This window comes from Rhizorhabdus histidinilytica (assembly GCF_900167915.1).
GTDB lineage: Bacteria > Pseudomonadota > Alphaproteobacteria > Sphingomonadales > Sphingomonadaceae > Rhizorhabdus > Rhizorhabdus histidinilytica.
In genome coordinates, this window is sequence record NZ_FUYM01000005.1 from 292,079 (window position 1) to 311,761 (window position 19,683).

20 protein-coding genes and 1 riboswitch are annotated in these 19,683 nt (G+C 70.3%); of the genes, 6 read left to right on the forward strand and 14 right to left on the reverse strand.

What is annotated here, in order from left to right:
* Positions 1-31: 31 nt before the first annotated feature.
* Both mutS and B5X82_RS13290 read left to right on the forward strand, forming a co-directional pair.
* Positions 32-2,629: a DNA mismatch repair protein MutS gene (gene mutS / locus B5X82_RS13285; protein WP_176152555.1), complete on the forward strand. Its 2,598-nt coding sequence runs from the start codon at positions 32-34 to the stop codon at positions 2,627-2,629.
* Between the two features lie 104 nt (positions 2,630-2,733).
* Positions 2,734-3,348 carry a hypothetical protein gene (locus B5X82_RS13290; RefSeq protein WP_079648634.1) on the forward strand — a complete coding sequence of 205 codons (615 nt, stop codon included), beginning with the start codon at positions 2,734-2,736 and terminating at the stop codon, positions 3,346-3,348.
* Positions 3,349-3,358: 10 nt separating this feature from the next.
* Here the strand turns inward: B5X82_RS13290 and B5X82_RS13295 are convergent, their stop codons facing one another.
* A complete protein-coding gene (locus B5X82_RS13295; RefSeq protein ID WP_079648635.1) occupies positions 3,359-3,790 on the reverse strand; it encodes a PaaI family thioesterase in 432 nt (143 codons plus the stop codon).
* Positions 3,791-3,799: 9 nt separating this feature from the next.
* Positions 3,800-5,161 (reverse strand): aminotransferase-like domain-containing protein, encoded by a 1,362-nt coding sequence (locus tag B5X82_RS13300; RefSeq protein ID WP_079648636.1) that lies wholly within the window; start codon positions 5,159-5,161, stop codon positions 3,800-3,802.
* An 81-nt stretch (positions 5,162-5,242) separates the two neighbouring features.
* Between B5X82_RS13300 and B5X82_RS13305 the strand changes: the two genes are divergently transcribed.
* Together B5X82_RS13305 and B5X82_RS13310 are read left to right on the forward strand one after the other, a co-directional pair.
* The gene (locus B5X82_RS13305; protein WP_079648637.1) at positions 5,243-5,686 is read left to right on the forward strand and encodes a DUF983 domain-containing protein; all 444 of its coding nucleotides are present in this window, start codon (positions 5,243-5,245) and stop codon (positions 5,684-5,686) included.
* 59 nt (positions 5,687-5,745) lie between these two features.
* A complete protein-coding gene (locus B5X82_RS13310; RefSeq protein WP_079648638.1) occupies positions 5,746-8,508 on the forward strand; it encodes a [protein-PII] uridylyltransferase in 2,763 nt (920 codons plus the stop codon).
* A gap of 6 nt (positions 8,509-8,514) precedes the next feature.
* Here B5X82_RS13310 and B5X82_RS13315 read toward each other — a convergent pair whose 3' ends face one another.
* The 11 genes from B5X82_RS13315 to B5X82_RS13365 all read right to left on the reverse strand — a co-directional run bounded on the left by B5X82_RS13315 (position 8,515) and on the right by B5X82_RS13365 (position 18,254).
* Positions 8,515-9,045 carry a P-loop NTPase family protein gene (locus B5X82_RS13315; RefSeq protein ID WP_079648639.1) on the reverse strand — a complete coding sequence of 177 codons (531 nt, stop codon included), beginning with the start codon at positions 9,043-9,045 and terminating at the stop codon, positions 8,515-8,517.
* A gap of 29 nt (positions 9,046-9,074) precedes the next feature.
* Positions 9,075-9,590 (reverse strand): GNAT family N-acetyltransferase, encoded by a 516-nt coding sequence (locus tag B5X82_RS13320; protein WP_079648640.1) that lies wholly within the window; start codon positions 9,588-9,590, stop codon positions 9,075-9,077.
* Complete coding sequence (locus tag B5X82_RS13325) at positions 9,587-10,009, reverse strand: VOC family protein (protein WP_079648641.1); 423 nt, start codon at positions 10,007-10,009, stop codon at positions 9,587-9,589. Before B5X82_RS13325 ends, B5X82_RS13320 begins: the two co-directional genes overlap by 4 nt.
* 230 nt (positions 10,010-10,239) lie before the next feature.
* On the reverse strand, positions 10,240-12,342 hold the full coding sequence (locus B5X82_RS13330) for a sodium-translocating pyrophosphatase (protein ID WP_079648642.1): 2,103 nt from the start codon (positions 12,340-12,342) through the stop codon (positions 10,240-10,242).
* A gap of 181 nt (positions 12,343-12,523) precedes the next feature.
* Positions 12,524-13,456 carry a thiamine-phosphate kinase gene (gene thiL, locus B5X82_RS13335; protein ID WP_079648643.1) on the reverse strand — a complete coding sequence of 311 codons (933 nt, stop codon included), beginning with the start codon at positions 13,454-13,456 and terminating at the stop codon, positions 12,524-12,526.
* Between the two features lie 40 nt (positions 13,457-13,496).
* On the reverse strand, positions 13,497-14,276 hold the full coding sequence (locus B5X82_RS13340) for a sulfite exporter TauE/SafE family protein (protein WP_079648644.1): 780 nt from the start codon (positions 14,274-14,276) through the stop codon (positions 13,497-13,499).
* Between the two features lie 10 nt (positions 14,277-14,286).
* Positions 14,287-14,742 (reverse strand): transcription antitermination factor NusB, encoded by a 456-nt coding sequence (gene nusB, locus B5X82_RS13345; protein WP_079648645.1) that lies wholly within the window; start codon positions 14,740-14,742, stop codon positions 14,287-14,289.
* Between the two features lie 4 nt (positions 14,743-14,746).
* The gene (gene hisD, locus B5X82_RS13350) at positions 14,747-16,039 is read right to left on the reverse strand and encodes a histidinol dehydrogenase (protein WP_079648646.1); all 1,293 of its coding nucleotides are present in this window, start codon (positions 16,037-16,039) and stop codon (positions 14,747-14,749) included.
* A complete protein-coding gene (hisG, locus tag B5X82_RS13355; RefSeq protein ID WP_079648647.1) occupies positions 16,029-16,694 on the reverse strand; it encodes an ATP phosphoribosyltransferase in 666 nt (221 codons plus the stop codon). Before hisG ends, hisD begins: the two co-directional genes overlap by 11 nt.
* Positions 16,695-16,812: 118 nt before the next feature.
* On the reverse strand, positions 16,813-17,379 hold the full coding sequence (locus B5X82_RS13360; RefSeq protein WP_079648648.1) for a TMEM165/GDT1 family protein: 567 nt from the start codon (positions 17,377-17,379) through the stop codon (positions 16,813-16,815).
* Between the two features lie 2 nt (positions 17,380-17,381).
* Positions 17,382-17,555: riboswitch (yybP-ykoY riboswitch) on the reverse strand.
* A gap of 198 nt (positions 17,556-17,753) precedes the next feature.
* On the reverse strand, positions 17,754-18,254 hold the full coding sequence (locus B5X82_RS13365; RefSeq protein ID WP_079648649.1) for a Dps family protein: 501 nt from the start codon (positions 18,252-18,254) through the stop codon (positions 17,754-17,756).
* 233 nt (positions 18,255-18,487) lie between these two features.
* Here B5X82_RS13365 and rpmG point away from each other — a divergent pair, with 233 nt between their 5' ends.
* A complete protein-coding gene (rpmG, locus tag B5X82_RS13370; RefSeq protein ID WP_010125625.1) occupies positions 18,488-18,655 on the forward strand; it encodes a 50S ribosomal protein L33 in 168 nt (55 codons plus the stop codon).
* A 305-nt stretch (positions 18,656-18,960) separates the two neighbouring features.
* On the opposite strand, the gene B5X82_RS13375 is transcribed toward rpmG, so the two are convergent.
* Complete coding sequence (locus B5X82_RS13375) at positions 18,961-19,353, reverse strand: response regulator (protein ID WP_176152556.1); 393 nt, start codon at positions 19,351-19,353, stop codon at positions 18,961-18,963.
* Between the two features lie 95 nt (positions 19,354-19,448).
* On the opposite strand from B5X82_RS13375, the gene B5X82_RS13380 reads away from it, so the two are divergent.
* Positions 19,449-19,682: a DUF3572 domain-containing protein gene (locus B5X82_RS13380; RefSeq protein ID WP_030092700.1), complete on the forward strand. Its 234-nt coding sequence runs from the start codon at positions 19,449-19,451 to the stop codon at positions 19,680-19,682.
* Position 19,683 lies beyond the last annotated feature (1 nt).

Below are 19,683 nucleotides of genomic sequence, written 5' to 3' on the forward strand. Positions count from 1 at the left end.
TACGGCCCCGTCAGCATCGGCCCCCACCCCGATGATGGCGCAATATCTGGCATTGAAGGCGGCGGCCGAGGACTGCCTGCTCTTCTACCGGATGGGCGACTTCTTCGAGCTGTTCTTCGACGACGCGAAGACGGCCTCCGCCTGCCTCGACATCGCGTTGACCGCACGCGGCGAGCATGACGGGCAGCCGATTCCGATGTGCGGTGTCCCCGCCCATTCGGCGGAGGGCTATCTCGCCCGGCTGATCAAGGCCGGCCATCGCGTCGCGATCGCCGATCAGACGGAGAGCCCGGCCGAGGCGAAGAAACGCGCCGGCTCCAAGGCGCTGGTCGGCCGCGCGATCGTCCGCGTCGTCACCGCGGGGACGCTGACCGAGGAGGCGCTGCTCGATTCGCGCGCGGCCAACTGGCTGGTCGCGGTGGCGAGCGCGGGGCAGGGGGCCGATCGCCGCATCGGCATCGCCGCCGCCGACATCTCGACCGGGCGGTTCGAGATCGCCGGGCTGATCCCCTCCGCGCTCGACGCCGAGCTTGCCCGGCTCGACGCCGCCGAGATCGTGGTCCCCGAGGATTTCGAGGAGCCGCCCGCCGGCGCGGTCGCCTGGCCGCGCGAGCATTTCGAGTCGGTGCGCGGCGAGGAGCGGCTCAAGCGGCTGCTCGGCGTCGCGACGCTCGATGGTTTCGGCGCGTTCACCCGCGCCGAGCTGGCGGCGGTGGGGGCGCTGATCGCCTATCTCGAACGCGCCGGCCAGGGCAGCCTGCCTTTCCTGCAGCCGCCGCGTCGCCGCGTCGTCGCCGATCATATGATGATCGACGCGGCGACCCGCGAGAGCCTGGAGATCACACTGAGCCAGGCGGGCGTCCGCAAGGGCAGCCTGCTCGACGCGGTGGACCGCACCGTGACCGGCGCGGGCGCGCGGCTGCTCGGTGCCGATCTGTCCGCCCCGCTGACAGACGTCGCCGCGATCGAGGCGCGGCTCGACCTGGTCGCGCTGTTCGAAGGCGACGGCGCGCTGCGCGACCGGCTGCGGTCCGCCCTTCGCGCCCTGCCCGATATCGGCCGCGCGCTCGGCCGGCTGGTCGCGCGGCGCGGCAGTCCGCGCGACCTCGGCCAGCTCCGCGACGGGCTCGATCAGGCGCGGCTGCTCCACGAGCTGCTCGGCCGCGCCGCGCCGATGCCGACGCTGCTCGCCGATCTGCTGCCCCAACTCGTCGGCCATGACGAGCTGGTCGACCTGCTCCGCCGCGCGCTGGTCGCGACCCCGCCGATCGACGCGGCGCAGGGCGGCTATATCGCCGAGGGCTACGACCCTGCGCTCGACGCGCTGCGCGGCCAGGGCGGCGAGGGGCGCAAGGCGATCGCCGCATTGGAGGCGCGCTACCGCGCCGAGACCGGCATCCCCTCGCTCAAGATCAAGCATAACGGCGTGCTCGGCTATCATATCGAGGTGCAGGCCAAGCATGCCGATCCGCTGATGACGGCGGATTCGGGCTTTACCCATCGCCAGACGCTGGCCGGGGTGGTGCGCTTCAACGCGCCCGACCTGCACGAGCAGGCGATGCGGGTCGGCCAGTCGGGCGAGCATGCGCTGGCGGCCGAGGCCGCGCATCTGGAGGAGCTGATGGCCGCCGCGCTCGGCCGCACGGGGGAGATCGCCGCGACCGCCGATGCGATCGCCCGGCTCGACGTCGCGGCGGCGCTCGCCGAGCGCGCTGCCGAAGGCGGCTGGACCCGCCCGCATTTCGAACCGCACAGCTGCTTCGACGTGATCGGCGGCCGCCATCCGGTGGTCGAGGCGGCGGTGGCGGCCCAGGGCGCGCGCTTCGTCGCCAATGACTGCCGCTTGTCGGAGCAGGAGCGGCTGTGGCTGGTCACCGGCCCGAACATGGGCGGCAAATCGACCTTCCTGCGCCAGAACGCCGCGATCGCGATCCTTGCCCAGGCGGGCAGCCCGGTACCGGCGACGAGTGCGCGGCTGGGCATCGTCGACCGGCTGTTCAGCCGGGTCGGCGCATCGGACAACCTCGCGCGCGGGCGATCGACCTTCATGGTCGAGATGGTCGAGACCGCGGCGATCCTGGCGCAGGCGACCGAGCGCAGCTTCGTCATCCTCGACGAGGTCGGGCGCGGCACCTCCACCTATGACGGCCTCGCCATCGCCTGGGCGGTGGTGGAGGCGGTGCACGACATCAACCGCTGCCGCTGCCTGTTCGCGACCCATTATCACGAGCTGACCCGGCTGGCCGAACGGCTCGACGCGCTGTCGCTCCACCATGTCCGCGCACGCGAGTGGAAGGGCGAGCTGGTGCTGCTGCACGAGCTCGCGGACGGCCCGGCCGACCGCAGCTACGGCATCGCCGTCGCCAAGCTGGCGGGGCTGTCTCCGCCGGTGCTGGCCCGCGCCCGCGACGTGCTCAAGAAGCTCGAGGCCGGGCGTGCCGCAACCGGCGGGCTCGCCGCCGGGCTCGACGACCTGCCGCTGTTCGCCGCCGCCGCGCAGGTCGAGCAGGCCGCGCCCGATCCGCTGCGCCACGAGATCGAGACGATCGACGTCGACTCGCTCTCCCCGCGCGAGGCGCTCGACATCCTCTACCGGCTCAAGTCGCTGGCGCGCGACGCGGCGGAATAGCCGCGCCGTCGCTCGTCCAGCCGCGCCGTTGGTTGGTCGAAGCCCGCTTGCCCCCGAACCGGCGCGAAACCAAGGGTCGTCCTGCTTTTTTCGGGAGGACCATCATGACCAGGCAGATTCGCCTTGCCGCCGGGGCGGCGCTCGGCGCGCTCCTTGCCGGCGGCACCGTCGCGGCGATCGCGGCGGCGCCGACCGCACCCTATACCGCGCCGGTTCCGGCGGTGGCTGAGGTTCCGCCGCCGCCCGCCGTCCCGCCGGCTCCCCCCGCGCCGCCGGCTCCGGCGATGGCGGCGATCCCGCCGATACCCCCCGTCCCGCCGCTGCCGCCCGGCGAGGGCGTCGTCATCCGTCACGGCCGGCTGAGCGAGGCGGAGCGCGCCGAGATCCGCGCCGCCGTCGAGGAAGCCCGTGCCGCCGCGCGCGAGGCGGCCGCGGAGGCCCGACGCGACGCGATGCGCGACGTCCAGGAAGCCCGCCGCGAAGCCGCCCAGGCCCGACAGGAGGCATTGGCCGAGGCGGCCGAGGCGCGCCGCGCCGCATTCGAGGCGGCGCGGGAGGGCCGCAGCGGCGAGGTTCGTGCCGCGCTGGTCAGCGCGCGCGCCTCGGTCGCCCAGGCGCGCGGCATGCACGAAGCCGATCGCAGGACGGCGCTCGACAGCATCGACCGCGCGCTGTCGAACCTCGACCGCGACTGGAGCCGGAGGCCGACGCTGCAATGATCGGCGACGGTCAGGGCAGCGCGTAGCCCACTGTCGACTGGGCGACGAGCCGGTCCTCGCTGTCCTGCCACAGCCGCACGTCGATCGTCGCGAGGCGGCGGCCGAGCTTGAGCAGCCGCGCATCGGCGATCACCGGCGCAACCGCACAGGCGCGCAGGAATGCCATGTTGAGGCTGTGCGTCACCGCCATCGCGACCGGCCCGGCATGGGCGAGCACCGCCGCCCAGGCGGCGACATCCACCAGTCCCATCAGCACCGGGCCGGAGACGATGCCGCCGGGCCGGACCATGTCCTCGTCGGGATCGAGCCGCAGCCGCGCATGGCCGGGCGCGAGCGCGACGAGTTGGCCCAGCGCGGGCCGAGCCCTGGCCGGGAAGGAACCGTCGATGAAGGCCGCAAGGCCATCGAGATCGAACTGCAGCGGAGGGAAGGAGGAGGTCATGGTCCGCTCCTAGCGGGCGGGCGCCGCGCCGACCAGCGCGCGCAGTCCTTCGAAGGCGCGGGCGAGCCGGTCATGGCCGATCGCCCCGCCGATCGAGATGCGCACCGCGCGCTCGGCCGCCGCCGGATCGACTGCGAAGCGCTCACCAGGGACGATCGACAGGCCGAGTGGAGTCAACCGCGACGCCAGCTCGGCGGGGGCGACGGCAGCCTCGGCCAGCCGCAGCCAGATATGATAGCCCTCGGGGTGGGCGGCATGGTCGAGCCCCGCGAGCAGCGGCGCGACCCGCCGCTGGCGCGCCACGCCCTCGGCCCGCACCCGTGCGACGAGATCGGCGAACACCCCCTCGCGCAGCCAGTGGGTGACGAGCGCCGCGTTGAGCGGCGGCGCCATCACCGAGGTCTCGCTGATGTCGCCGACCAGCCGCCGCGCCGCATCCGGCGAAGGCGCCCGCACATGCGCGACGCGGAGCACCGGCGAGACGATCTTGGCGACGCTTGCGATATGCCAGCTCCGTTCGGGTGCGAAGGCGGCGAGCGGCGGCAACGGCCGGGCAGGAAGCTGGCCATAGGCATCATCCTCGATCAGGATCAGACCGTGGCGGCGGATGATCGCCGCCAGCCACAGCCGTCGTTCGAGGTCGAGCGTCGCGGTGGTCGGGTTGTCGTTGGTCGGCACGGCATAGACCGCCTTCGCGCCCGCCAACGCCGCCGCCTGGACCGCATCGGGGTCGAGCCCCTCCCCGTCGCCGGGGATCGCGCGCACCGTCAGGCCGAAACGGCGGGCGAGTGCGAGCAGCCCCGGATAGGTCGACCGCCCGGCGCAGATGACGTCGCCGGGCGCGAACATCGTACCAATGATCGCGTGGAGCGCGTTCTGGCCGCCCGCCGTGATGATCGCCTGGTCCTCGGCGGTCGCCATGCCACGCGCGGCGAGCGCCTGCGCCGCCTCCTGCCGGTCGCGCAGCGCGCCGCCGCTCGGCTGATACTGGAGCAGCGGCGATTGGCCCCCGGCGCGGAGCAGCTTCGCCATGCCGTCGCGCATCGCCTGCCCGAGCAGCGCGAAGCCGGGCTGGGGCGGCATGATCATCCCCGAATCGGCGGTCAGGTCGGCAAGCGGCAGCCCGGCGGCATTGCGGACATAGGAGCCGAGCCGCCCCGCCCCCTCGATCAGCCCCGCGTCGCGGGCGAGGCCATAGGCGCGGGTCACCGTGGTCAGGTCGACCCCCAGCTCGGCCGCCAGCTCGCGCTGCGGCGGCAGCCGCTCGCCGGGGCGTAGCACGCCGGTCCGCACCGCATGGTCGATCGCGTCGGCGATGGCCAGATATTTGGGACCGCCACGGTCGGCGAGATGGTCGAGCCAGCTTTGCATGGAGGGGGCCGGGCATTATGTATGGTTGTGTCAGCCATACAAACTTCTATCTCGCGGGCAAGCATTTCGCAGGAGTTCGACATGGTCGATCAAGCCGCCGAAAAAGACTGGCCCAGGCTGGAGCCGATCCGCACCGGCCTGCGCGGCCGCTGCCCGCGCTGCGGCGAGGGGCGGCTGTTCCAGGGTTTCCTCAAGCTCGCCGACGGCTGCGACCATTGCGGGCTCAGCTACGACTTCGCCGATCCCGCGGACGGCCCCGCCTTCTTCGTGATCTGCTTCGGCTGCGTTCCCGCCGTCACCTTCGCGCTGATGCTCGAGATCTGGACCAACGCTTCGTTGCTCACCCAGCTGCTCGTCACCGGGCCGATGCTGATCGCCACCTGCGTGCTGCCGCTGCGCCCGCTCAAGGGCTGGCTGGTATGCAGCCAGTTCTTCTTCAAGGCGGGCGAGGGACAGATCAGCCGGCCGTGGAGCCCCTATGGCGCCGGCGGACCGCAAGTGCAGCCGCCCAAGCGGCGCTGGTAAACACGCTTCTCCACGCGGGGACGCTTCCACCACGGGCCATCACGCCTTATGTGGCGGATATGGCCACCAAGTTCGACCTGCTGCCGCAGCGGCGCGCGATCATCGATCGGCGCGCGGTCGCCGACACACTGGCCGAGCTGTTGCCCGGCAGCAGCGACGCCGCGGCACTGCGCGCGGGCGCGACCGCGGCCCTGAAGGCGGCGCTCGATACCGGCCGTACCGAGATAGCACGCCGCCTCGCCGAGCAGCCGACCCGCGGGTCGGAGACGGCCGCCGCCTATGCCTTCCTGACCGACCAGATATTGCGGCTGATCTTCGACTTCACGGTCGAGCGGCTCTACCCGATCAACAACCCCTCGGCCGCCGAACGGCTCAGCCTGGTCGCGGTCGGCGGCTATGGACGCGGCGAGATGGCGCTCCATTCGGACGTCGACATCGCCTTCCTCACCCCATGGAAGCAGACGAGCTGGTCCGAGCAGGTCATCGAATCGATGCTCTATTCGATGTGGGACCTGGGACTGAAGGTCGGCCATTCGAGCCGCTCGCTCGACGACATGATCCGCATGGCGAAGGGCGACCTCACCATCCGCACCGCGCTGCTCGAAGGCCGCTTCGTATGGGGCGACGAGGCGCTGTACGACGAGGCGAGCGCGCTGTTCCGCCGCGACGTGCTGACCGGCACCGCGCGCACCTTCGTCACGGAGAAGCTGGCCGAGCGCAACGAGCGCCACAAGCGGATGGGCGACAGCCGCTATGTCGTCGAGCCCAACCTGAAGGAGGGCAAGGGCGGCCTGCGCGACCTGCACACGCTCTTCTGGATCGGCAAATATGTCTACCAGGTGCTGTCGGTGCCCGAGCTGGTCGAGAAGGGGCTTTTGACCCGGGCCGAGCTGCGCCAGTTCCAGAAGGCCGAGAATTTCCTGTGGGCGGTGCGCTGCCACCTCCACATCGTCGCGGGCCGGGCCGAGGACCGGCTGACCTTCGACGTCCAGCCCGAGATCGCCCGGCGGATGCGCTATGCCGAACGGCCCGGCAAGTCGGCGGTCGAGCGCTTCATGCAGCATTATTTCCTGATGGCGAAGCGGGTCGGCGACCTGACCGCGATCTTCCTGGCGCATATCGACGAGACCTTCGCCGCGCGCGGGCGCCGCTTCGGCCTGCCAAGCCTGCGCCGCCGGCCGTCGAAGCTGGACGGCTTCGTGCTCGATCGTGGCCGGCTCGCCATCCCGTCGGACGACTTCTTCGTGCAGGACCCGGTGCGGCTGGTCCAGATGTTCGCGATCGCCGACCGTCACGGGCTGGAGATCCACCCGCTGGCGATGCGCGCGGCGGGGCGCGACGCGAAGCTGATCGACAATGGCGTGCGCCGCGATCCGCGCGCCAACGCCTTCTTCATGGACGTGCTGACCTCGCACAACACGCCCGACACGGTGCTGCGCTGGATGAACGAAGCCGGCGTGTTCGGGCGCTTCGTTCCCGATTTCGGCCGGGTCGTCGCGCAGATGCAGTTCGACATGTACCATCACTACACGGTCGACGAGCATTCGATCCGCGCGATCGGCCTGCTCAGCCAGATCGAGAAGGGCGAGCTCAAGGAGGATCACCCGCTCGCGTCGAAGATCCTGCCAGGGCTGGTGCAGCGGCGCGTCCTCTATGTCGCGGTGCTGCTCCACGACATCGCCAAGGGGCGCGGCGGCGACCATAGCGTGCTCGGCGCCGAGGTGGCCGAGCGGCTGTGCCCGCGCTTCGGCCTGAGCCCGGCCGAGACCGAGACGGTCGCCTGGCTGGTCCGCTATCACCTGGTCATGTCGGACACCGCGTTCAAGCGGGACCTGTCCGATTTCAAGACGATCCTCGACTTCGCCGAGCGGGTGCAGAGCCCCGAGCGGCTTCGCCTGCTGCTGTGCCTGACGATCGTCGACATCCGCGCGGTCGGCCCCGGCGTGTGGAACGGCTGGAAACGCCAGCTGCTCGGTGACATCTACGAGGCGGCGGAGGAGGTGCTGCGGCTCGGCCACAAGCAGACCGGCCGGCGCGAGCGGATCAACGCCAAGCAGGAGCAGCTCCGCGACCGGCTCGGCTGGGACGAGGACCGCTTCGACCGCTTCGCCGCCCGCCTGCCAGAGGCCTATTGGGTCGCCGAGAGCGTCGACATCCTCGAACGCAACGCCCGGCTGATCGAGACGGCCGACGCCGACGGCAAGCCGCTGTCGATCTCCGCCTCGCCCGATCCGGATCGCGGCGCGACGCTGGTCAGCATCTATGCGGGCGACCATCCCGGCCTGTTCTACCGCATCGCCGGGGCGATCCACCTGGCCGGCGCCAGCGTGATCGACGCGCGCATCCACACCACGCGCGACGGCATGGCGATCGACAATCTGCTGGTGCAGGACCCGTTCGGCCAGCCCTTCGAGGGCGACGACCGGATGCGGCGGCTGAGCGTCGCGATCGAGGATGCGCTCGCCAACCGCAGCCGGATGGCAGACAAGCTGCTCGCCAAGCCGCTCGCCCGGCCCCGTGCCGACGCCTTCTCGATCGAGCCCGCGGCACTGATCGATAACCGCGCGTCGAACCGCTACACGGTGATCGAGGTCAACGCCCGCGATCGGCCGGCGCTGCTCTATGCGCTGGCGCACGCGCTGTTCCAGGCGAAGGTGATGATCCATTCGGCGCACATCGCCACCTATGGCGAGCGCGCGGTCGACGTCTTCTACGTGGCCGACTTGACCGGCGACAAGATCACCAGCGCGGCGCGGCTCAAGACGCTCGAACGGCTCGTCCTCGACGCGGCGGCCGGCACGCCGGTGCGCAAGGCGGCCTGACGGCCCTCAATCGCCCCGCAGCGCCGCGACGATGATGTCGGCGGCATCGCTTGCCGACGTCGCGCCGCTGTCGATCCGAAGGTCGGGCGCCGGCATCGCCGCGAGGCAGGCGGCGAGGCCGGGGCGCAGGCTGCGCAGCAGCTCGACCGAGCGGAGCTTCCCGAAGGCGGCGCGATCCGCGGCGACCAGGCGCCGCTCCTGCTCCGCATCGGACAGGGTCAGTGCGACGTGGAGCACCCGCCCGCCCGCCGCGGCGACGATCGCCGACATCCGTTCGGGGAAATCGGCGGCGACGCTGGGTTCGGGCGCGAAGGTGAAGATCAGCGATCGGCCCTCGCGCGCCGCCGCGGCGATCGTCTCGATCCAGAAATGCTCACGCAGCCGGATGAATTCGGGCGAGCCGAAGGGGAATACGGCCGCCACCGCATCGACCACCAGATGGTTGTGGAACAGTGCGATGCCGGTCCGCTCGGCGACCAGCCGCGCGACGGTGAGCTTGCCGGCGGCGACCGGGCCGTGGAGGAAGACGAGCTGCATCGCCCCGGTCTACCGGCCGCCGCCGCGCTTTACCACATCGCCGCCGTCCGCCGCATGAGGTGCGTGCCGGGGCCATAGGGCGACGGCCCGTCGCGATCGGCATAGGCGAAGCCCTGCGCCGCCCAGAAGCCGTCGGCGCCGTTGACCGCGGTCAGGGTGACGTCGTCGAAGCCCGCCGCCACGGCCTGGCGCAGGACCAGTGCCAGCGCGGCCCGGCCCGCCCCCGTGCCCTGCGCCGAAGCCAGCAGCGCGAGATCGTGGAGATAATAGCCGTCGGCGTCGGACGGGATCGCGCCGAGCGGCCGGTCGAGCTTCGGCGGATCGTCGCGCCGCCAGGGATGGCTGATCAGATAGCCCTCGACCGGCCCGCCGTCGCCGCGCACGAACACATGGCAGCCGGCGGGATAGAGCGCGAGCCGCTCGACATAGATGGCGGGCCGCTCGGTATAGGCCGCGCCGTGGACGGTGTCGGAGATCGCCGCCACCGCTGTCAGGTCGTCCACGCGCATCGGCCGCCAGCGACCCGTCATTGCCTTGCCGATCATAGGCCGAACCTCACCCGTCCCTCGTCGTCGATCGCGAAGCCGGGGTTCCAGGCGATTTCCCAGGCATGTTCGTCGGGATCGGCGACATAGCCGCGAAAGCCGCCATGCGGCGGCGCATCGGCCGGGCGCAGCAGCGCGCCGCCGGCCGCGACCAGCCGCTCCATCAGCGGCGCGACCAGCTCGCGCGCGGCGACGTTGTGCGCGAGCGCGAAGGCGCCGCGCTGTTCCAGGCCTGCGCGGTTCATGTCCTCCTCCAGCGCCGCCTTGAGGAAGGTGCCGAGCACCAGCCCGTTCATCTGGTAGAAGATGATCTCGTCATTCTCGAACACCGGCGTCCAGCCGAAGCCGTCGCCGTAGAAACGCCGCGACCGGGCAAGGTCGGTCGTGCCGAGGGTGATCACCGAAACCTGCTGCATCATGTCCACAACCCTTCGTCGGCCGGCGCGGGCTGCACCGGCGTGCCAGGTCATGGGGCTCGCGGCCGGAAAGCTGTTCCGGCGACGGCCAGGACCCGCGAGGGGCGGGGGCCGGGCCAACCGCACCGGCCTTTCCTTTTCTGACTCCCGCAGGATAGCGAGCGACGGCGCAAGAAAAAAGGGCCCGCCCGGATCGCTCCGGACGGGCCTCGTCATTTTGCGGTGGACCGCCTTTACATCGCGGCGTGGGCCAGCGCGGCCAGCAGCAGCAGCGCGACGATGTTGGTGATCTTGATCATCGGGTTCACGGCGGGACCTGCGGTGTCCTTATAGGGATCGCCGACGGTGTCGCCAGTCACGGCCGCCTTGTGCGCGTCCGATCCCTTGCCGCCATGGTTGCCGTCCTCGATATATTTCTTGGCATTGTCCCATGCGCCGCCGCCCGAGGTCATCGAGATGGCGACGAACAGGCCGGACACGATCACGCCGAGCAGCAGCGCGCCGAGCGCGGCGAAGCCGTTGGGCTGGCCCGCGACCTGCGCGATGACGAAATAGACGACGATCGGCGCCAGCACCGGCAGCAGCGAGGGGACGATCATCTCCTTGATCGCCGCCTTGGTGACCAGGTCGACGGTGCGGGCATAGTTGGGACGGCTGGTGCCTTCCATGATGCCCGGATTGTCGCGGAACTGGGCGCGCACCTCCTCGACCACCGAACCCGCCGCGCGGCCCACCGCGGTCATCCCGAAGGCGCCGAAGATATAGGGCAGCAGCGCGCCGAGCAGCAGCCCGACGATGACATAGGGGTTGCTCAGCGAGAAATCGACCTGGAGGTCGGGGAAGTAGATGCCCAGGTCGGTGGTGTAGGCGCCGAACAGCACCAGCGCGGCGAGGCCGGCCGAACCGATCGCATAGCCCTTGGTCACCGCCTTGGTGGTGTTGCCGACCGCGTCGAGCGCGTCGGTCTTGACGCGGACGCTGTCGTCCAGGCCCGACATCTCGGCGATGCCGCCGGCATTGTCGGTGACCGGGCCATAGGCGTCGAGTGCCACGACCATGCCGGCCAACGCCAGCATCGCGGTCGCCGCGAAGGCGATGCCGATCAGGCCGGCGAGCTGATAGGCGACGACGATGCCGACGCAGATCACGATCGTCGGCAGCGCGGTCGATTCGAGGCTGATCGCGAGGCCCTGGATGACGTTGGTGCCATGGCCGGTCTCGGACGACTTGGCGATCGAGCGGACCGGGCGATAGCTGGTGCCGGTATAATATTCGGTGATCCAGACGAGCAGGCCGGTGACGGCGAGGCCGACGAGCGCCGAATAGAAGATGTGCATCGCCGGGAAGCTGGTGGCACCCACCGTGATCGGCGCCGAAAGATCGCCAAGCACCTGCTGCGTCGCGAGGTAGATCGCCGGGATCGACAGGATCGCGGTGGTCCAGAAGCCCTTGTAGAGCGCGCCCATGATCGACTGGTTCGAACCCAGCCGGACCATGTAGGTGCCGATGATCGAGGTGATGATGCACACGCCGCCGATCAGCAGCGGCAGCGCCATCAGCTTGCCGATCCAGGCCGCGTCGCCCGCGACGAGCAGCGCGGTCAGCACCATGGTGGCGCCGACGGTGACGACATAGGTCTCGAACAGGTCGGCCGCCATGCCGGCGCAATCGCCGACATTGTCGCCGACATTGTCCGCGATGGTCGCGGGGTTGCGGGGGTCGTCCTCGGGGATGCCGGCCTCGACCTTGCCGACCAGGTCGGCGCCGACATCGGCGGCCTTGGTGAAGATGCCGCCGCCGAGACGCGCGAAGATCGAGATCAGCGACGCGCCGAAGGCGAGCGCGACGAGCGCGTCGATGACGATCCGCTCATTGGGCGCATGGCCTCGCGGGCCGGTCAGGTACCAGTAGAACACCGCGATCGCGAGCAGCGCGAGGCCAGCGACCAGCACGCCCGTGACGGCGCCCGCGCGGAAGGCGACGGTCAGGCCGCTCTGCAGGCTGGTGCGCGCGGCTTCGGCGGTGCGGACATTGGCGCGAACCGAGATGTTCATGCCGACATAGCCCGCCGCGCCCGACAGCAGGGCGCCGATGACGAAGCCGACCGCCGAGGTCAGGCCGAGAAAATAGAAGACCAGCGCGGCGACGATGACGCCGACGATCGCAATGGTGCGATACTGGCGGCCCAGATAGGCCTGGGCGCCTTCCTGAATCGCCGCGGCGATGTCCTGCATCTTTTCATTGCCGGCCGACGCGGCCAGTACCTGGCGGCTGGTAAACAGCCCGTATAATATGGCGAGCAGCCCGCAGCCGATCGCGACCTGTATGATGAGCATCCTGACTCCCTTCGCTCTGTAAGCGCGGGGATCGAGCTTTTCCGCCCTTTTTTCTCCCCCGACACGTGGCGGCCTTGTATGTCTTTGTTAATCGTCCGCCGCAAGGGTTCGAATTTCCGAGGGGCCGGAACCTGAAAAAGGGGCAGCAATACTTCCCGAACCGGCCACTCGACTTGGCCGATCAGCGCCGATGTTCGAAGCCCAGCGTCCCGGGCAGCGGCACGGGACCGTCGCGATCATGGAGACGGAGACCCGAGCCCGCTTCGAACCGTCCGATCACGGTCGCGTGGCGCGCCGCCGCGGCGGCCGCACCGGGCGGCACCGCGGCGATGAGCTGGTAATCGTCGCCCGCCGTCGCGGCGGCGATCCGCGCGGCACGGTCGCTGCCGAAGGCGCGCGCCTCGTCCGACAGCGGCACCGCGTCGAGGTCGATCGCGACGGCGAGGCCCGAGGCGTCGGCGATCCGGGCGGCGTCGATCAGCAGCCCATCCGACACATCGGCCATCGCATCGGCAAGCGGCGCGAGCGCGCGGCCCTCGGCGAGGCGCGGCATCGGCAGACGATAGGCCTTGAGCAGCCGGCGCGGCCCTTCGATCTCGCCCCGCGCGACGCGGAGGCCGAGCCCGGCGTCGCCGACCGGTCCCGTCAACACCAGCAGGTCGCCGGCCTTCGCGCCGCGCCGGTCGGGCACGCCGCCGGCGGGCGCCTGGCCGATCGCGGTGAGGCCCAGCACCCGCGCCTGACCCGCCGGCTGGGAAACCGTGTCGCCGCCGAGCAGCGGTACCCCGAAATGGTCGAGCGCGCGGCCGAGCCCGTCGACGAACGCCGCGTCCCAGTCCGCGGCCCCGGTCAGGCCGAAGCCCATGAGGACACCAATCGGCTCGGCACCCTTGGCGGCGAGGTCGGAGAGATTGACCGCGAGCAGCTTCCACGCGACGTCGCCCGCCGGATCGCCGGGGAGATAATGAACGCCCTCGACCAGCATGTCGTGGGTGAACACCAGGTCGCGGCCGACCGGCGCGGGCAGCACCGCCGCATCGTCGGCCAGCCCCCGCGCGCCCGGATGCCGGGCAAGGCCGCGCAGGCGGTCGATCAGGCGTCGCTCGTCGCTCATCGGGTCACCATCCCTGAATCGCCGGCCTTTTCATAGCCCGTCATCCCGCCAGCCGGCTCACCGCGTCCCAGCTCAGCTTGACCCCGACCAGCATGGTCAGCCCGTAGACCATCACGTAGAAGCGCTCGGGATCGATCCGCCGCACCAGCCGCACCCCCGCAAAGGTCGCCAGGATCGCGATCGGCAACAGCGCCGCCGAGGCGAGCAGGTTGACCGGCGTGAACTGGCCGAGAGCGACATAGGCGGGCACCTTGATCCAGTTCATCAGCGCGAAGAAGATCGCGGTGGTGCCGACCAGCACGTCGCGCGGCAGCTTCTGCGGGAAGACCCAGAGCTGGTAGGGCGGGGCGCCGGCATGGGCGATCTGGCTGGTCAGCCCCGAGACGGTCGCACACAGCACGCCGACCCAGTCGGGCAGCACCCGGGCGGGGGCGGGCGTGCCGCCGCGCTCGACCCACAGCCGCTGCCCGCCGAACAGGACGGAGATCAGGCCGAGCGCGAGCAATATCCAGCTTTCCGGCAGGCTGGCAGCGAAGAGATAGCCGAGCAGGATGCCGAGGATCGCGCCCGGCAGCATCACCCGCATGATGTGCCGGTCCCAGCTGTGGCGGAAGGCCCAGACGCCGACCGCGTCCTGGACGATCAGCAGCGGCAGCACGATCGCCGCCGCCTGGACCGGCGGCACGACCATCGCCACCAGCGGCATGGCCAGGGTGCCGAAGCCGATGAAGCCCCCCTTGCCGAGGCCCATGAGGATGACCGCCGGGATGCCCAACAGCCAGAACAGCGGATCGTGGAGGATCGTGGTGTCGACCGTCACCCGCGTGGGCCTAGGCGCGCACGGCCTTCGCGATGCCGTCGAGCACGCCGTTGACGAAGCCCTTTTCCTTCTTGTCGTAGAAGGCGTCGGCGACATCGACATATTCGCTGATCACCGTCGCGGTCGGCACGTCGGGGCGGGCGATCAGCTCATAGGCGCCGACCCGCAGGATCTGCCGCATCGGCCGGTCGAGCCGCTCGAGCGTCCAGCCGCTCGCCAGCCGCGCACCGATCGCGGTGTCGATCTCGGCGCGGCGGGCGTCGACACCCTTCACCAGATCGTCGAAGAAGGCGACCTCGGCCGCCGCATATTCGACATCCTCGATCGTCGCGCCCAGCCGGTGCTGGTGGAATTCGTCGAGCAGCGCGGCGAGCGGGGTGCCTTCCATCTCCTGCTGGTAGAGAGCCTGCGCGGCGGCGAGGCGGGCGGCGCTGCGCGAGCGGGCGCGTTCGTTGATCTTGGCCATTGTCCTATCGTTCCAGTCTGGCGGCGACCGATGCCGCGTGCGCGGGCAGCCCTTCCGCCGTGGCGAGCGCGACCGCCGCCGGCCCGATCGCGGCGATCGCCGCCGAATCGAGCGCGATGAAGCTGGTCCGCTTCATGAAGTCCAGCACCGACAGACCCGAGGCGAAGCGCGCCCGGCGCCCGGTCGGCAGCACATGGTTGGGACCGGCGACATAGTCACCGACCGCTTCCGGCGCGTGGCGGCCGAGGAAGACGGAGCCGGCATGGCGGACCCGGTCGAACAGCGCCTGTGGATCGGCGACCGCCAGCTCGAGATGCTCGGGCGCCAGCCGGTCGCTGAGCGCGGGCACCTCGTCGAGGCTGGCGACGGTGACGATCGCGCCGTTCGCATCCCAGCTCGCCCGGGCGGTCGCCTCGGTCGCGAGCCGGCCAAGCTGTGCCTCGACCGCGGCCGCGACCGCATCGGCGAAGCCGGCGTCGTCGGTGAACAGGATCGACTGGCTGGTCGGATCATGCTCGGCCTGGCTGAGCAGGTCGGCGGCGATCCAGGCGGGGTCGTTGTCGCGGTCGGCGACGACGACGATCTCGGACGGGCCCGCCACCATGTCGATGCCGACCACGCCGTAGAGCTGGCGCTTCGCCTCGGCGACCCAGGCGTTGCCGGGGCCGACCACGACGTCGACCGGCCGAATCCGTTCGGTGCCGTAAGCGAGCGCGGCGATCGCCTGCGCGCCGCCGATCCGCCACACTTCGTCGACCCCGGCAAGCGCGGCGGCGGCGAGCACCAGCGGGTTGACGACGCCCTCCGGGGTCGGCGTCACCATGACGATCCGGTCGACTCCGGCGACCTTGGCGGGGATCGCGTTCATCAGCACCGAGGAGGGATAGGCCGCGCGACCGCCCGGCACGTAGAGCCCGGCCGCCTCGACCGCGCCCCAGCGCGCACCCATGCGGACGCCGGCCTCGTCCGTGCGGCTGCTGTCGGCAGGGCGCTGGGCGGCGTGATAGGCTCCGATGCGCGCGGCGGCGAGTTCGAGCGCGGCACGCAGGTCGGCGTCGAGTGCGGCGAGCGCGTCCTCACACTCGGTCTGCGGAATCCGCCAGCCCGACGAATCGAGGTCGTGCCGGTCGAAGCGGCGCGTATAGTCGGCGAGCGCGGCATCGCCCCGCTCACGCACTGCCGCGACGATCGCCGCGACGTCGCGCGAGACATCGGCGTCGGCCTCGCGCCGGCCGTCGACCAGCGCGGTGAAGGCGGCGGCGAAGTCCGCGTCGCGGCTGTCGAGCCTAAGCGGCATCCTTGGCCTCTACCGCCTTGCGGAAACCCTCGACCAGCGGGCCGATCTCGGCCGCCCGCGTCTTGAAGGCTGCGCGGTTGACGATCAGCCGCGACGAGACCTGGGCGATCGTCTCGACCTCGGCGAGGCCGTTATCCTTGAGCGTCCGGCCGGTCGATACCAGGTCGACGATCCGGCTCGACAGGCCGAGCACCGGCGCGATCTCCATCGCGCCGTTGAGCTTGACGCATTCGGCCTGGACGCCGCGCGCCTCGAAATGGCGGCGGGTGATGTTCGGATATTTCGTCGCGACGCGGACATGGCTCCATTCGCGCGGGTCGTCGCCGGCCGCCATCGCGACAGGCTCGGCAACCGAGATGCGGCAATGGCCGATATCGAGGTCGACCGGCGCGTAGAGCTCCGAATAGTCGAACTCCATCAGCACATCCGACCCGACGATGCCGAGCTGCGCCGCGCCATGGGCGACGAAGGTCGCGACGTCGAAGGCGCGGACCCGGATCAGGCCGATGTCGGGACGGTTGGTGGCGAAGCGCAGCAGCCGGCTGTCCTCGTCGCCGAAGGCCGGCTCGGGCACGATGCCGAGCGCGGCGAACAGCGGCAGCACCTCCTTGAGGATGCGTCCCTTGGGCACGGCGATGATGATCTGCGCGGTCATGACGCGCCGCGCCTTAAAGCAGCGCGGCCCGGCTGACAACGGACCCGGCCGATTCGGCTCCGCTTCCCCGCCCCGCCCGTCATGCCAGCCTCCGCCGGCATGAAGGACGAGGAGAGAATCACAGCAGCTCGCGCAGCGCCAGCACGCCGAGGACCGCGAAGATCGCCGCGGCGGCGACGCGCATCGCCTTGAGCGGCACGATCCGGGTGATCCGGTCGCCCAGGAAGACGGCGGGGACGTTGGCGATCATCATGCCCAGCGTGGTGCCGATCGCGACCAGCTCGACCGCGTGGTAGCGCGCACCGAGCGCGACGGTGGCGATCTGGGTCTTGTCGCCCATCTCGGCCATGAAGAAGGCGACGACAGTGGTCAGGAAGACGCCGTAACGAGCGGGCTTCACCGCAGCCTCGTCCTCGTCGATCGTGTCGGGGACCAGCGTCCACACCGCCATGGCGAGGAAGCCGAGCGCGACCGCGAGGCGGAACCAGGTGCCGTCGAGGAGCCCCGACACCGCCGAGCCCGCCCAGGCGGCGAGCGCATGATTGACGATGGTGGCGACGAAGATGCCGAGGATGATCGGCACCGGCGCGCGGAAGCGGCAGGCGAGGATGATGGCGAGCAGCATCGTCTTGTCGCCGATCTCGGCGAAGGCGACGAGCAGGGTCGAGGCGAGGATCACATCCATGCGAACATTCCGGGCCGGGCGGACAGTGGACGGACGACACCAGACCCCCCGCCCGGCAGGCGGAGGTCGGGTGTCATCGGTCTTGCCAAGCTCGAAAGCTCGATCGCGCCATGGGGTCTCCCCCAAGCATGTTGACGCGATCCCCGCCCGCAGGCGGCCGGCTACTCCCCGGATGACGCGGCCGCGGTAGGGGAAGCGGGGGAGAAGGTCAATCCGCCAATACCCCCCTCCCTTTCAAGGGAGGGTTGGGGGTCGGGTGACGGAGCCGAGGGGCTCGATGCCCTCGGCGGCGGTTTCGGAACGAGGACGGGAAAGGGGGCTCGCTGACGCTCGCCACCCACCCCCCGACCCCCTCCCTTGAAAGGGAGGGGGAGTCAGGCGTTCCGCGCGGTCTCGAACAGGAACCAGGCACGCTCCTCGGCCTGGTCGGTCCATTCGTCCAGGATGCCGCTGGTGGCATTGTCCTTGGCGGCGTCGACGATCTCCTTGGCCTCGCGCAGCTTGGCGACCAGCGCGAGATTGTCGTCGCGCAGTTCCTTGAGCATGTCCTGCGCGCTGACGAAGTCGGCGTCATTGTCCTTGATCGACTGACGCCGGGCGATGTCGCCGACCGAGCGCAGCGTGGTGTTGCCGGTCTTGCGGACCCGCTCGGCGATCACGTCGGTGGTCGCCAGGATCTGCGCCGCCTGATCGTCCATCAACAGGTGATAGTCCCGGAAATGCGGACCCGACACATGCCAGTGGAAATTCTTCGTCTTGAAATAGAGCGCGAAGCTGTCGGCCAGGATGCCGTTCAGCGCGTCGGCGACGCTCATCGCGCTGTTGCTCTGCAGGTCGGTGGGGGTCGCCAGGGCGGACTTCGGTTTCTTGGCCATGATCTCGGGTGCTCCCTTCTCGATTCGGCTCGTCAACGATCATCGTGACAAAAGGTGTCGCGAGCGTCGCCTGAAAATCCTCGGTCGCAGAAATCGACCGATTCGATCAGCGGGTCGATCCGGGATATCCACAGCATCCTTGACTCTGGCCCCCTTCCGCCATTAAGGGCCCATCCGAACAGCGGCGCGCGACGCCGCTTTATTTTTTGCACAGCGATTAAGGGTTTCGGGTCATGGCCAAGCCGACCACCGTCAAGATCAAGCTCGTCAGCACCGCCGACACCGGCTTCTTCTACGTCACCAAGAAGAATCCGCGCACCCAGACCGAGAAGCTGAGCTTCCGCAAGTACGATCCGGTCGTGCGCAAGCATGTCGACTTCAAGGAAGCCAAGATCAAGTAAGCGCCGCGCGGGCTTCGCGCCCGCGGCCTACCGGTCGAAAGACACCCGCCTTCCGGCGGGTGTTTTCGTTTGTTCGGGCTTGTTTGTTTAGCCCTCAAGCGCCGGGCGGCCAGCATCCGCTGGCCTTGGCTTTCCTCGCAAAAGCTCGGGCGGCCGTTCGGCCTTGCGGAGCCTGCGGCTCCGTTTCCCCCAATTCCCGTCACGCCGGCGGAGGCCGGCATCTCAGGCGGCTCCTGCCTCGGCCTCTTCTCCTCTCTCCCGAGATCCCGGCCTCCGCCGGGATGACGGGAAGGAGTGCCCCTGCCTTATCCCGCGCGGATGAAGCCGCCGAGCGAGCCGGCCAGTTCCTCGACCGCGATCACGAAGCGCGACACCGAGATCGGCTTCGACACATAGGCGTCGGCGCCCGCCTCGCGCACCCGGCTCTCGTCGCCCTTGCCGGCATAGGCGGTCACCGCCATCACCGGGATCGCCTCGAGCTGCCCGTCGGCCTTCATCATGCGAATCAGCTCGACCCCGCTGATGTGCGGCAGCTGGATGTCCATGATCACGAGCTGGGGCAGGAAGAGGCGGATGGCGTCGAGCGCCTCGCGCGCGTCGCGGACCGTCCTGACCTCCGCGCCATGCGCTTCGAGCAGGTCGCGAAAGAGCCGGAGATTCAGCTCATTATCCTCGACAATCAGGATTTTTTTCGCCACGGCAGCCACATCTAACCGAGCGGCGAGCCTACGTCATGCCCTTCGCGGAATCAAATCCCGCAAATTCCCGCGGTCCCGGCGACGATGCGTCGCTGGTGACCGGGCTCAAGGCGCTCGCCTGGACGCTCGACGACCCGGCCCGCGCGCGCCGGCTGCTCGACCTGACCGGGCTGACCCCCGATGCGCTGCGCGCCGGCGCGACCGACCCCGCGATCCTCGGCGCGCTGCTTGATTTCCTGTCGGGGCACGAGCCCGACCTTGTCGCCTGCGCCGAGGCGATCGGCGCGACGCCGACCGAGCTGATCCGCGCGCGGGAGGCGCTGTCGTGAC